The 12,267-nt window shown below is 63.1% G+C and carries 14 protein-coding genes; 9 read left to right on the forward strand and 5 right to left on the reverse strand.

What is annotated here, in order from left to right; translation table 11 throughout:
- Positions 1–56: 56 nt before the first annotated feature.
- From E3O45_RS02875 to E3O45_RS02885, 3 genes are all read left to right on the forward strand, one after another.
- A complete protein-coding gene (locus E3O45_RS02875; protein ID WP_134441582.1) occupies positions 57–1,433 on the forward strand; it encodes a rhodanese-like domain-containing protein in 1,377 nt (458 codons plus the stop codon).
- A 178-nt stretch (positions 1,434–1,611) separates the two neighbouring features.
- Positions 1,612–2,172, forward strand: a complete 561-nt coding sequence (locus tag E3O45_RS02880; RefSeq protein ID WP_241978986.1) for a rhodanese-like domain-containing protein — start codon at positions 1,612–1,614, stop codon at positions 2,170–2,172.
- Positions 2,169–2,933: a sulfite exporter TauE/SafE family protein gene (locus E3O45_RS02885; RefSeq protein WP_134441584.1), complete on the forward strand. Its 765-nt coding sequence runs from the start codon at positions 2,169–2,171 to the stop codon at positions 2,931–2,933. Before E3O45_RS02880 ends, E3O45_RS02885 begins: the two co-directional genes overlap by 4 nt.
- A gap of 15 nt (positions 2,934–2,948) precedes the next feature.
- Here the strand turns inward: E3O45_RS02885 and E3O45_RS02890 are convergent, their stop codons facing one another.
- Positions 2,949–3,239: a metal-sensitive transcriptional regulator gene (locus E3O45_RS02890; protein WP_092453080.1), complete on the reverse strand. Its 291-nt coding sequence runs from the start codon at positions 3,237–3,239 to the stop codon at positions 2,949–2,951.
- A gap of 131 nt (positions 3,240–3,370) precedes the next feature.
- Between E3O45_RS02890 and E3O45_RS02895 the strand changes: the two genes are divergently transcribed.
- From E3O45_RS02895 to E3O45_RS02910, 5 genes are all read left to right on the forward strand, one after another.
- Positions 3,371–3,931, forward strand: coding sequence for a hypothetical protein (locus E3O45_RS02895; protein ID WP_241985190.1), 561 nt, complete (start codon positions 3,371–3,373; stop codon positions 3,929–3,931).
- A complete protein-coding gene (locus tag E3O45_RS02900) occupies positions 3,921–4,454 on the forward strand; it encodes a hypothetical protein (protein WP_134441585.1) in 534 nt (177 codons plus the stop codon). The genes E3O45_RS02895 and E3O45_RS02900 overlap by 11 nt, the downstream gene beginning before the upstream one ends.
- Complete coding sequence (locus E3O45_RS02905; protein WP_134441587.1) at positions 4,451–4,825, forward strand: rhodanese-like domain-containing protein; 375 nt, start codon at positions 4,451–4,453, stop codon at positions 4,823–4,825. The genes E3O45_RS02900 and E3O45_RS02905 overlap by 4 nt, the downstream gene beginning before the upstream one ends.
- Before the next feature lie 480 nt (positions 4,826–5,305).
- Positions 5,306–5,449 (forward strand): hypothetical protein, encoded by a 144-nt coding sequence (locus tag E3O45_RS17405; RefSeq protein WP_166789382.1) that lies wholly within the window; start codon positions 5,306–5,308, stop codon positions 5,447–5,449.
- Complete coding sequence (locus tag E3O45_RS02910; RefSeq protein WP_134441589.1) at positions 5,446–5,868, forward strand: YkvA family protein; 423 nt, start codon at positions 5,446–5,448, stop codon at positions 5,866–5,868. Before E3O45_RS17405 ends, E3O45_RS02910 begins: the two co-directional genes overlap by 4 nt.
- A 177-nt stretch (positions 5,869–6,045) precedes the next feature.
- Here the strand turns inward: E3O45_RS02910 and E3O45_RS02915 are convergent, their stop codons facing one another.
- The 4 genes from E3O45_RS02915 to E3O45_RS02930 all read right to left on the reverse strand — a co-directional run bounded on the left by E3O45_RS02915 (position 6,046) and on the right by E3O45_RS02930 (position 11,183).
- The gene (locus E3O45_RS02915) at positions 6,046–6,429 is read right to left on the reverse strand and encodes a hypothetical protein (protein ID WP_166789383.1); all 384 of its coding nucleotides are present in this window, start codon (positions 6,427–6,429) and stop codon (positions 6,046–6,048) included.
- 333 nt (positions 6,430–6,762) lie between these two features.
- A complete protein-coding gene (locus E3O45_RS02920; RefSeq protein ID WP_134441592.1) occupies positions 6,763–7,170 on the reverse strand; it encodes a RidA family protein in 408 nt (135 codons plus the stop codon).
- A 439-nt stretch (positions 7,171–7,609) separates the two neighbouring features.
- On the reverse strand, positions 7,610–9,922 hold the full coding sequence (gene katG, locus E3O45_RS02925; RefSeq protein ID WP_134441594.1) for a catalase/peroxidase HPI: 2,313 nt from the start codon (positions 9,920–9,922) through the stop codon (positions 7,610–7,612).
- Between the two features lie 835 nt (positions 9,923–10,757).
- Positions 10,758–11,183 (reverse strand): hypothetical protein, encoded by a 426-nt coding sequence (locus tag E3O45_RS02930; protein WP_241985191.1) that lies wholly within the window; start codon positions 11,181–11,183, stop codon positions 10,758–10,760.
- Between the two features lie 318 nt (positions 11,184–11,501).
- Here E3O45_RS02930 and E3O45_RS02935 point away from each other — a divergent pair, with 318 nt between their 5' ends.
- A complete protein-coding gene (locus E3O45_RS02935) occupies positions 11,502–12,197 on the forward strand; it encodes a hypothetical protein (RefSeq protein ID WP_134441595.1) in 696 nt (231 codons plus the stop codon).
- The last annotated feature ends 70 nt before the right edge of the window (positions 12,198–12,267 follow it).

Genomic DNA, 12,267 nt, shown 5'->3' on the forward strand with positions numbered 1-12,267 from the left:
CCACTACACGCCCCAATTCGTGTCGGCGTGGTGGGCCCCGACCTTTGGAGGCCACGATGATTTTGACCCAGTATTACCTCAACTGCCTGTCCCATGGCTCGTACCTCGTCGGTGATTCGACGAGCAGTCAAGCCGTCGTCGTGGACCCCCGCCGCGACATCGACGAATACCTCGCCGATGCGCAGGCGAATAACCTGACCATTATCGGCGTGATCAACACGCATTTTCACGCTGACTTCGTCGCCGGTCACCTCGAGCTGGCCGCAGCTACTGGCGCCTGGATCGGCTACGGTGCCCGCGCCGAGACCGAGTACGAGATCCGTCACCTCGCCAATGGCGAGAAGATCTCGCTCGGAGAGGTGGAACTAGAAATTCTCGACACCCCCGGGCACACCTGGGAGTCCATCAGCATCGTCGTTCGTGAACACGCCAGCGATGCCGTGGCCCATGCCGTCCTCACCGGCGATACCCTCTTCATCGGTGACGTGGGCCGTCCCGACCTGGCCGCATCCGTCGGCGCAGATCCCGACCAACTGGCCCGCGCCCTGTACGCGTCGATCCACACGACGCTTCTCGCCTTGCCCGATGCGGTGCGTGTTCTCCCCGCCCACGGCGCTGGTTCCGCCTGCGGCAAGACCCTCTCCGACGAGCTCGAATCCACCATCGGCAACCAGCGCCTGACGAACGCGTCTGTGCAGCCGATGAGTGAAGACGACTTCGTGACGATGATCCGCAGCGGTCAGCCCGCAATCCCCGGCTATTTCGCCGTCGACGCGATGATCAACCGTAGCGCGCACGAAATCATAGGTTCCACCCGCGAACTGGCACCGCTGAATCTGACGGATGTTCGCGCATCCGTTGAGCGCGGGGCCCGCGTTCTCGACACCCGCAGCCCCGAAGACTTCGCACTCGGGCACTTGGCCGGGTCCATTAACGTGGGACTGGACGGACGCTTCTCCGAGACGGCCGGAATGGTCATCGAGCACGACGACAGCATCGTGATCATCGCCGACTCCGGCCGTGAAGCCGAGGCCGGAATGCGGCTGGCCCGCATCGGCTTCGACCGGGTCGCCGGATATCTGACAAACCCGGCGCAGGCGTTCACCGACCTCGGCCCGCTGGTGCAGGTCGGTGCGCGGGTCGAGCTTGACGACTTCGAGGCTCTTCGCCGGGACACCGCCGCAATGATCCTCGACGTACGCAATCCCGGCGAGGTCGAGCAGGGCGCGATCCCGGGCTCCCTGCGCATTCCCCTGGCCGAGCTGAGCCAGCGCCACGCCGAAGTGCCCGCCGGACCCGTGATCATCCACTGTGCCAGCGGCTGGCGTTCGAGCGTCGCCGCGAGTGCGCTGCGGGGCCTTGGCCATGCGGACGTCACCGACCTCATCGGCGGCTATACCGCATGGGCTGCCCAATATTCAGTGAAAGCCTGATGGCGATGACCCACGGCTGAACACCTAACCAACGTTGGCTTCACGGCAGACACGATCGCCAGCGGCCTGCCTCAGCGGCAGGCCTCCGGGCTGCCGGCATTGTTCCGCTCCCGCACCAAACTGAAACGGATTTACTATCTCTGACACCACGCACACCGTCAACACCTCCCCGTCACCGATTGGGGCAGACGAATTCCATCAGTGGGTTCTCCATCATGACGACCTGATGGTCATCGATGTGAGGGACGGCTCGGAGTTTGAAGCCCGGCATATCCGGGGTTCGTATCACGTGCCGCTCCACCTGCTCAAAGAACACACTGACGAGTTTGCGGCGCAGCTGGCCCCGCGGGTTGTGCTGGTGTGCCAGTCGGGTCGACGCGCGGAAGAAGCGCGAAAGAATCTTGACACAGCTGGCCTGAGCGGTGCTCGTGTGTTGACCGGTGGTGTGGCGGGCTATGCCGCCGCCGGCGGCGATATCACCAGCGGTCGCTCCACGTGGGCCATGGATCGACAGGTACGTATGACGGCCGGATCTCTGGTGTTGGCGAGCGTGCTGGCGGGAAGGTTCATTCATCCGCAGTTTCGTCTTCTCGCCGGCGTCATCGGTGCCGGCCTCACGGTATCGGCCGCCACCAACAGTTGCACGCTGGGGCGAATTCTGTCGTGGATGCCCTGGAACCGCCCGGTTTCCGAACCCACGAAGAGCGACGTCCTCGCGCAACTGGCGCCGCACGCATGATCCTGACTGCGCTGCTTCTGGGAGTGATCGTGGGTGCGCTGCTCGGCCTGGTCGGCGGGGGCGGGTCAATCCTGGCCGTTCCGGCCTTGGTCTACGGTGTCGGGTTACCCCTCGACGAGGCGATACCAACCTCGCTGATCGTCGTGGGAGCGGCGTCGGCGGTCGCCGTGCTTCCGCGGCTGCGCACCGGCGTGAACTGGCGTCTGGCCGGCATCATCGGCGCCGCCGGCATTCCCACCGCCTACCTCGGCACCCTCGTAAACCGACTGGTTGATCCTCAGCTTCTGCTCGGCGCTTTTAGCGTGATCATGGTCATCGCTGGCGTGCGAATGTTCTTTGCCACCCCCGCCGCAACCGGCCCCTGCGCGCTGCCCGGCGGCGGAACCCGGTGGCGCAGCTGTCTGCCCCGTGCGCTGGCAACGGGCACCGTGGTCGGGTTCCTGACTGGGCTGCTCGGCGTCGGCGGCGGGTTCCTCATCGTTCCGGCACTGGCCCTCGTTCTCGGACTCCCCATGGGCGTCACGATCGGCACGTCCCTCGTGATCATCGTCATCAATTCGGTCGCCGGCTTCAGCGCCCACCTGAGCGACGTGCAGATCGACTGGGCCGTCACCGGCGCCTTCGCGGGCACCGCCATGCTGGCATCCCTCATCGCGGGCAGACTCAGCCGAAGACTCCCCGACCGCGTTCTCAAAACAAGCTTCGCGATCCTTGTGGTCTGCATCGCCGTGTACGTCGCGATTCGCGCCGTCGCTGGCTAGCTCTCGCGAGCGGCGTCAGGCGAGGGACAGGAAAAGTTTTTCAAGCTCATTGACACTGAGCTGCTTGGTTTCCCCATCCGCGCCGCTATCGATGAGACACTCCTTCATCGCCGACGAGATGATCGTGAACCCCGCCCGGTCAATGGCACTCGAGACAGCAGCCAGCTGGGTGACCACGGCACGACAATCAGCGCCGGACTCAACGGCTGTGATGACGGCGCCGAGTTGCCCCTGCGCGCGCTTGAGCCGATTGAGGGTCTTGCGCAGGTCGTCGCTGGCGTGGGTCGCGGGTTCGGTGATCCCCATGAGGGTGTGCTCCTGTTCGTAGGCGGATGCGAGGCTGGTTTTGTCTAAGACCAGGATACCCCTTAGGGTATCAGTGTATTCAAATATGGCAGCAAACGTTTCACGATGAACAGTAAATGAGGGCTATTCGAATGCGTGACCAACGCACCAGCAGGGACGAATCACCACGGCGTGCCCCTTGGCGCGGCAAGCTGGCCGGGCTCGGCGGGGACCTGCGTCGCTGGCCCTCTCGCCGCTGGTGGGTTGCTCTGGCAACAGCACTATTTACGGTGGTCTTCATTGCCATCCCGACGGACTTGATTGACACGCCATTCTTTTCGCGACAGATCCCGCCGACCGCCTGGTCGTGGCCGGTGCTCATCCTCAGCGCGGTCTTGACGGGCATGGTCACCGCCACCTATGTGGCGCACCCGGAAGGCGCCCCGCCCAGTAGGGCCGCCGGACGATTGGGCATGGCCGGTTGGCTGGTAACGTTCTTCGCGGTGGGATGCCCCGTCTGCAACAAATTGATTCTCCTCGCTCTCGGCACAACCGGGGCGATGCAATTCTTCGAGCCGGTCCAGCCGTATCTGGCCGCCGCGTCCATCGTCTTGCTCGGCTGGGCTCTCTATGCGCGCATGACTCGAGAAAATTCTTGCGGTCTTCCCGCTCGGACCGCTGCCGTGACAGAGGTCCTTGATCGTGTTCTCTGACCTACAAACTTGGTCGACTCGACGCTGGATAATCGCGGCCCCCGTTGCCGCAGCCGCATTCATTGCTTTTGTAACGGGCTACGCGCCCCGGGCGGACGACGCAGACGGTGCCCTCTGGTGGACGGTCGCGGCCACCGCACTCGGAGCGAGCTTGATCGGCTTGATCGTTGCCAGTTATATCGGCACCCCCATCGGCGCCGACGCAACTCTCTGCGACACACGGTGGCCGGCTCTGGGTCTGATAGCGCTGTATCTGACCACCGAAGTGCGCTCCCTCGACCCGATAGTGAGCGGTGCTGCGCGCCCGGTTCTGGCCGCCGCCGCCCTCGCCCTGTTGATCTGGGCCCTGCGCGAACGACTGGTCAGCGAACGCCGAGCCACCACCCGCCGCGAATTGTCAGAGTCCGCTGAGGGTGAGGTCTGCACTACCTGCACGCCCTTGTTCCCGCACTCCCGGAAAGTCGATCCCAGGCCGATCACACTGCCACCCACTGCACGCACCGGTCAGGATACCCAGCCATGAAGAAAGCACTCACCGGCATCACAATCGCCGTGGCGGCACTGCTCAGCATGGCCGCCTGCGCGAGCCCCGCGCCGGCGCCCTCCATCGCTGTCACCTCCAGTACGGTCATCATCGATGTGCGCACCGCACCAGAGTATGTCGGTGGACACCTTCAGGACGCCATCAATATTGATGTGCAATCCCCGGACTTCGACACTCTGATCGCGGCGCTGCCAATCGACGGGGACTACATCATCTACTGCGCCACCGGAAACCGATCGGCTGCAGCAGCCACCCGCATGGCCAACCTCGGGTTCGCCACGCTGACCGATGCTGGCGGCATCACGGACGCGTCCGCCGCCACCGGACTGGCCATCGCCATCGACAGATAAGTTCCCTATGCCCGCACTTGCTTTATACCCCATGGGGTATGCTGGGGACTTCAGCTCGACCAACTAAGGAGTCACTATGTGCAGTCCCATGCGATGCGACAATTGCGGAAAAATCACTTGGACCGGATGCGGCATGCACGTCGATGAGGTTATGGCCGACGTCCCAACGAGTCAGCAGTGCACCTGCGCCACCCGCCCGAACTCCTAACCACCCGCGGGCGTCGCGAAGTTCTTCACTACCAAAAGATCGCGTCGATCTCGAAACTTGCGAATACGACGCCCGCCTACGGTTCGCTGCCGCCACTCACGGGGTTCCCCTGTGAAACGAGGAGCGAGGCCAGCCCTGACTTTGCGACCGGGCCCGAACCCGTGTCGCTCAAGGTTCCGCTTGCGGTCGTTTTCTGACGGCCGTGATGCCTCGCAGCGATGTACCCGCGGCTTTCTTGTCAGCAGCCGATCGCGGACTGCGAGAATCAGTACATGACCTCCATCGATCACGCGGCGATGCTCGTTGGGCGGGAAAAGGGTCTCGAAGGGATCACGCTGGAGTGGAACCTCATCATCATCTATTACGCGGCTCGTGAGGCCCTCAGCATCTTTCGTTCGAACGGTGGCAGCTCATGACGACCTGGTGGGACGTCGCTCTGAGCGTGCTCGGCGGATTGCTGGTGCTGTGGCTGGCCCTTGTTCTGGTTCTCTGGATCGAGCAACGCCGGCATCCTGGCGGTGCTTCACTTCGTGATCTCCTGCGCCTCGCGCCCGACGTCGCCCGGCTACTCAAACGCCTCGCCGCCGATCGAACCGTGGTGATCGGCGTTCGAATCTGGATCGCGGTGCTTTTGCTCTACTTGCTGTCGCCGATCGATCTCATTCCGGATTTCATACCCGTTCTCGGTTACGCCGACGACGCCATCGTTGTCGCGATCGCTCTACGATTCGCGACTCGTCGGGCAGGCAGCGATGCGGTAAAGCGACATTGGCCAGGAACACCCGAAGGGCTCTCAGCCGTGCTACGACTGGCTGGCTTGCAACCCTCGCCGTAATGCTCACGTTCACTGAACGATCCAAAACCGTCGAGCGGGCGTCCCGTTGAGGGCTCCCCTGCGGGCTAGTCGAGCCGTCGGCTGCAGTGGCACGAGCTGATTTCCATGGCGTCTACGAAGGCAGAAGCGGACTGCGGCACGCCGTCGAATCCCGGAGTCGAGGTCGACGGGGTCAGATCAAGGAGTTGTCGCAGCCGTCAGGACTGCGGCGACCTGCTTGGCCTCGGATGCGGTCTCGAACATCAGCGTCAGCGGGCTGCTGGTGAGGGCCTCCTTCACGAGCGGTGCGAAGAGGACTCGGCCGTCGAGGACAATCGCCAGGTTCTTGTTCAGCGCCTCGCGAGAAACTTCGCTGAGTGTGTCGGTATCTGTGTCATTGAGATCGAGAGCCACGGAGTTGGTCGATCCCTGGTTGTCGGAAAGCGTTACGGATTCCGGTGTGATCACACCCAGAACGTGTGCTAATTCGTATGTGGTGGTTTCTGCCCGGTCGCACGCGATGGCTGCGCCGTCTGAGGTCAGGGCTGGCGCGGTGCATGGACCGTCAATGGAGGGGATCACGAGCCGAAGTTGAAGTGGTTTTCCCGGCGAAGTCGTGTCACCGGCGGCTGCGGTGCTGCACCCCGTGAGAAGCGTCGCGACGGCTGCAAGAGCAAGCAGGAGGGTTGAACCTCGACGCGTCTGATTATTGAGTCCTGGTCGGACATTCGAGCTTGACGATGATGTAGGCGACATTTTGTATTCCCCCATCGTTGCGGCACTACTAATTTCCCTACAACCTCGCAGTGAATCGGACATGTGTCAAATGGCCTATTGGCTCCGGAACGAACGAACTTGCGCTCGACGACGGTCTCCTGGCGTCCCGTAAGGGGAACCCCCTGCGGGACGGCCTCGTCAGTCGATCACAGCAGCGACGGCTTCGATCTCGACGAGCTGATCCGTATACCCGAGGACGGTGACGCCTATGAGCGTGCTCGGTACGTCATGCGTTCCAAAGGCCTCGCGAACGACTGCCCAGGTCTTGACGAGGTCGCTCTGATTAGAGGAGGCGACGAGAACTCGTGTGCTCAGGACATCATCGAGTCGGGCGCCCGCTGCGTGCAGGGCAATAACGAGGTTTTCCATCGCCTTGCTGGCCTGCGCCGAGTAGTCTCCGACTCCTGCGGTGCTGCCATCGAGATGGAGCGGGCAGGCTCCGGCCAGAAAGATGAGGCGCGCCTCAGCGGGAGCTGTTGCAGCGTAGGCATACTGAGCCACATTGGAAAGCTCAACGGAACGGATCAAGACAACATTTTGGGACATGCCCTCACTGTAGGGGAGAGCCACCGCGCGGCTGGCTTGCTCACGAACGCCCGCAAACCGAACCTCTACCGGTCACGCGCATTCCTCAGCGAGACATGACCCCGGAAGGCACAGGCCTTACGAGCCGCCACAGAGAACATCAGCGGCACCCTCTCGCGACCCGAGGCCAAAGCAAATCCGGCCGGCGTCTCTACGAGCGGGGGCAACGGCTTCCAGGGCATAGCGGCCCGTCCACCCTCGCAGGCCGTCGAGGTGCGAGTGCGGTCGACCACGTGCTGCCCGCGGAGGTTCCTTGGCCGTCCCCAGCCTGATCAATCCGTGAAACGTTCGGCTCGCGGCCTCAAGCGTCGTTCGGTCAAGGCCTCGACGACTTGGAGGCTCAGCGCGTGACCGCGCCGTGCCTCCACGCCGTCAGCTCGCCGGGACGCGACCTCCGGAGTCAGGCGGCCATCGCCCCGTAACGCTTGTGGCCATTGACGTCGTAGCGGTCGAGCATCATGACCTTCGACCAGACGCGGATGAATTCGCGGACGAACCGCTCTTGCCCGTCGCTGCCCGCGTAGGCGTCGGCGATCGACCGCAGTTGCGCGTTCGAGCCGAATACCAGGTCATTCCGGGAGGCCCTCCAGCGAGCCTCGCCGGTCACCTGAACCCGACCAGTGAAGGTCATCGCGGTCTCGTCGTCCTTCGTCCAGATGAGGTCGGTGTCGGTCAGATTCACGAGGAAGTCGGTCGTCAGGACTCCGACGTGATCCGTGAGCACACCCACGTCGGAACCGTCCCAGTTGCTGCCGAGCACGCGGAGCCCGGCGTGCAGGACGGTCCACTCCGGTGCGGTGAGAGTGAACAGGTTCGCCTTGTCGAGGAATGCCGCCTCGGGCGCGACGCCCGGAGCAAACTCTTCGAAGCGCTCGGACACGAAGTTGCGGAACCCGTCCGCAATGGGTCGCAGCCACTCGAACATCTCGATGTCGGTCAACTCCTGCGTCGTGTCGACACGGCCTGGCGTAAACGGCACGCTGGCGTCAGATCCTGCCGCCCGTGCCGCCTGCTCCACGGCGGCGCTGCCGGCGAGGACGATGAGGTCGGCGAGAGATACCTTCCGTCCGCCCGACGTCGCCGTGAAAGCCGCCTGCACGTTCCGCAGCGCGTCGATGACTGGGACGGTGCGTCGGTTGACCGCCCAGTCTTTCTGCGGCGATAAGGCCAGGCGGGCACCGTTCGCCCCTCCGCGCTTGTCGCTGTCGCGGTAGGTCGAGGCGGCGGAGAACGCCGTGTAGACGAGGTCGGACACGGACAGCCTGGTCGCGAGGACGGCTTCCTTGAGCGCTGCCACGTCGGCCTCGTCGAGTGAGTATCCTGCTGAGTCCGGGAGCGGGTCCTGCCAGAGCAGGTCGTCGGCGATGGTGACCTCCCGGCCGAGGTACCGGTGCTTCGGCCCCATGTCGCGGTGCGTGAGCTTGTACCAGGCCTTCGAGAACGCGAGGGTGAACAGATCGAAGTCGGCCAGGAAACGCTCGCATATGGCCCGATACTCCGGGTCGACCTTGAGTGCGATGTCCGAGGTCATCATCATGAGCGGGTTCATCTGACCGGGTACGTGGGCGTCCGGAGTCTTCGGCGCCTCCGAGTCAGTCGGTGTCCACTGCAGCGCGCCGGCCGGGCTTTTCGTCTGCTCGTAGTCGTACGCGAACAGGTTCTCGAGGTAGGCGTTGTCCCACTGTGTCGGGTTCGGAGTCCAGCTGCCCTCGATGCCGTTGGTCGAAGTGTGCTCGGCACTGCCGGTACCCACCGGGTTGTGCCAACCGAGCCCCATCGACTCGATCGGGGCTTTCTCGGGTGATGGTCCGATGTCGGATGCGGGTACCTGGCCGTGGCTCTTACCGAACGCGTGGCCACCGGCGATCAATGCCACCGTTTCCTCGTCGTTCATCGCCATCCGCGTGAACGTGATGCGAATGTCGCGTGCTGAGCCCAGCGGGTCGCCGTTCGAATAGGGCCCCTCAGGGTTGACGTAGATGAGCGCCTGGTGCGACGCGGCCAGGGGGCTCTGCAAGTCGTAGTCCGCGTCGCCGTTCTGACCATGCCAGCGTTCGTCGCGGCTCACCATCTCGTCAGGGCTCGCGACCGCGTGCGGGTTCCAGACCTCCGGGCCCCACCAGGTGCCGTCGTCCGGTTCCCACGCATCGAGTCGTCCACCACCGAAGCCGTACGTCGACAGGCCCATCAACTCGAGGGAGCAGTTGCCGGTCAAGACCATCAGGTCGGCCCACGACAGAGCGTTGCCGTACTGGTGCTTGATCGGCTGTAGGAGTCGTCGTGATTTGTCGGTGTTGCCGTTGTCCCACCAGCTTCCGATTGGTGCGAACCGCTGCATCGCGGTGCCCGCTCCGCCACGGCCGTCGGCAATTCGGTACGTGCCGGCGGCATGCCACGCCATTCGGATCATCTGTGGACCGTAGTTGCCGTAGTCCGCCGGCCACCAGTCGACCGATGTGGTGAGCAGTCGCTTGATGTCCGACTTGAGCGTCGTGAGGTCGATCGTGGCGAAAGCCGCCGCGTAGTCGAAGTCCGCGCCGAGCGGGTCGGCGTCTACGCCGTTCCGGTGGAGAAGCTCAACCCGGAGACGCTGCGGGTACCAACGGTCCAGGGTCGGCGACTGACCGAAGGTGCCACCGAGGTGGTCGCCACCTGCTGGCAGCGCACCGCTCATGTGGAAACTGCATGTGTTGGTCTGGTCGTCAGTGCTCATTGATGCTCCCTGTGTGCTTTAGCTGGATGAGAAACGGTGTCGTCGGGGTCACAATTTAACGATTAGCCGCCGCATCGCAGCGGCGTCAATCTGTGGTGCAGCGATGCTTCGACGCTGCTGTGAGGCGGTGCGTCGCGGGCTCCCGACGTGACGGGAAGCCCGATAGAGAGATCGTATTCCCGCAAGGTGCGCGTGGCATGCCAAGAAAGTGACTGACTTCTAGACGGCGGTGGTGCGGTGGCCGAGCGCACGACGGCCAAACCAAATAAAGCCCTGCGCCGATTGCTGCGGTGCGGGCGGTGCGAAGCCCGGTGAAACCGACGCCGGAAGATGGGGGCTGTCGAGAGCTTGATTTCCGAGAATCGTGTTCCACTCGCGGTGACCTGGGAGCACCCCCGCCAGAGGCTCCTAGTGGGGAACCCTCTGCGGGACGGCTGCCGTCAGATCAATCCGGAGCGTTTGGCCGCATCTTGGTTTGTCATTGCGCAGAAAACCGCGCGGTCGCTCGCGATAGCCTCCGCAGACTCAGCACTGCTTTGAACACTGTGGTGAGTGCGACGAGAACGAGAACGCCTCCGGCCAACATTGTCTGCATGGACAAGGCCTGTGCGAGTAAAAACACGCCAAACCCCATCGCGGGGACCGCGATCCCAATCACTGACCACCATGCGAGCATTTCTTTTCTCTTCCCCATAAGTGCAGTATCCCCTACGGCAGCACTCTCGGCTTGACGATGACCACCCGGCCACCGGAATCAGGGAGTAGCGCACCCCTGACGACCAACCCTGTGCGGGACGGCCCGTCCGGCTCCCCCTTAGACGGCGTGGGCCGACAATCAGAGAATCAGCTTCGGCCGTCCATCTGGCGTCTGACCGAATCGGGCAAAGAGCAGGAGTACGAGGGCGGCGCCTGACAACACCCCGTCTAACAGGCCAGCGGGAAGCAGTAAAACCATCAGCGCCAGCGTCACAACGCAATTGATCAAGGAGAGCGCAAGTCCCCACAATCTGTTCCTCAGAAGCCCGACCGCGCCCAGCACGCGCAGAGCCGCGAAAATTCCGCTCATAGCCATCATGAGATAGAGGTTTTCTTGCAGATAGGGAAGGGCGAAGACATCGGCATTTTCGACGATGGTCGTTTGCGGAATTCTGAGAGCCAAGAGGACAAGGACGCCAATGAAGACGAGCCCCTCCATAAGGACGCCTTGAACTAGGAGCAGTCCGGCTGCCCAGCGATATTGCAGCCGCTGAGTAGTGTCCATTCCGCAACCATATCGGCCACACGACGGTTCGAATGTCGAACCCTGCACGGGACAGGGTGCCCCACAGTAGGTCCTCTCGCGCTTCCTATCGCGATGTTGGCGAAGCTCAGCACGACTCTTCGGCGGTCGAGGCTTGCAGCAAGCGCTCGGCGGCTCGGCTACAAGAACGACGGCGACGAAACTGTCGCCATCTTGCGGTAGGCCCGGCTCCCGTGGAGGATGAGCGTCAGCGGATGTTCATGCAGCGAAAAATGCGGAATTCGATTCTGGGGGAACGTGATGACAGGCGAGCTGAGGACCGGCAGCAAGATTCGACCGGTGACCATTGATGATGCGGTGTTTGCTACGGGGCTGCTGGTCAGTCATGGCGCAACGACGCGACTCCATGCGGTGGCGCACGGGCTCTATGACCAGTTCATCCGGGATGCCGGCGGCATCAGCGTAGCCACTGATCTCCCGGCGACCTGGGCCTCCGAGGATGTGGTTACCGTCGAGGGGATGTGGACGGGCGAGTCCATCCGGGATGCCCACGTTGTGGACCTCATCGCCCCTATCTCCCTGCCCGCCCGGCTCGGCGATGGAATTGATCCGGACATCGTACCCGCGGGTCGACTTGCCAGGAACGAAATTCTCGCCCCCGCCGTCCACAGTCTCACCCAAGAGCTGAGCGACGAGACCTTGCTCTTCTATTGCGCATACAAGATGACGGATGGATGGATTGGCATAGCCTGCGTAACAGATCCCGCACCGGTCGAGCACGCACTGCGTCCAATTCTGGGTGATGCGCTTGCTGTTGTGAAGGTCGAATGGACACCGCACGACATCAGACTCATTGACGCCTCTTTTGAATATGATTTCTCAGATGGTCTCGTCTCCATCGGGAAGTTCATGCACCCGGCTGGCCATTTCACTGCGCACGCGCTCGTGCGAATTATTACCCCAGAGATGGCGTCAACCCTCTCGCCCGTGGATCCCAACGCCATTATTCTGACGAGCTGGATTCAGAAAGCATGAGCTGGCGTTCCCAGCGAAGTGAAAAACAGTGAGCTCCGAGTCCACGGCGAACAAGAACGATCCTCTCGCT

It is taken from the genome of Cryobacterium sp. TMS1-20-1 (assembly GCF_004402355.1).
GTDB lineage: Bacteria > Actinomycetota > Actinomycetes > Actinomycetales > Microbacteriaceae > Cryobacterium > Cryobacterium levicorallinum.

Excerpts from the sequence above, each read along its gene's own strand:
- E3O45_RS02875 (WP_134441582.1), top strand. The coding sequence starts at position 57 with ATGATTTTGACCCAGTATTACCTCAACTGCCTGTCCCATGGCTCGTAC.
- E3O45_RS02885 (WP_134441584.1), top strand. The coding sequence starts at position 2,169 with ATGATCCTGACTGCGCTGCTTCTGGGAGTGATCGTGGGTGCGCTGCTC.
- E3O45_RS02890 (WP_092453080.1), bottom strand. The coding sequence starts at position 3,239 with ATGGGGATCACCGAACCCGCGACCCACGCCAGCGACGACCTGCGCAAG.
- E3O45_RS02895 (WP_241985190.1), top strand. The coding sequence starts at position 3,371 with ATGCGTGACCAACGCACCAGCAGGGACGAATCACCACGGCGTGCCCCT.
- E3O45_RS02905 (WP_134441587.1), top strand. The coding sequence starts at position 4,451 with ATGAAGAAAGCACTCACCGGCATCACAATCGCCGTGGCGGCACTGCTC.
- E3O45_RS17405 (WP_166789382.1), top strand. The coding sequence starts at position 5,306 with ATGACCTCCATCGATCACGCGGCGATGCTCGTTGGGCGGGAAAAGGGT.
- E3O45_RS02910 (WP_134441589.1), top strand. The coding sequence starts at position 5,446 with ATGACGACCTGGTGGGACGTCGCTCTGAGCGTGCTCGGCGGATTGCTG.
- E3O45_RS02920 (WP_134441592.1), bottom strand. The coding sequence starts at position 7,170 with ATGTCCCAAAATGTTGTCTTGATCCGTTCCGTTGAGCTTTCCAATGTG.
- katG (WP_134441594.1), bottom strand. The coding sequence starts at position 9,922 with ATGAGCACTGACGACCAGACCAACACATGCAGTTTCCACATGAGCGGT.
- E3O45_RS02930 (WP_241985191.1), bottom strand. The coding sequence starts at position 11,183 with ATGGACACTACTCAGCGGCTGCAATATCGCTGGGCAGCCGGACTGCTC.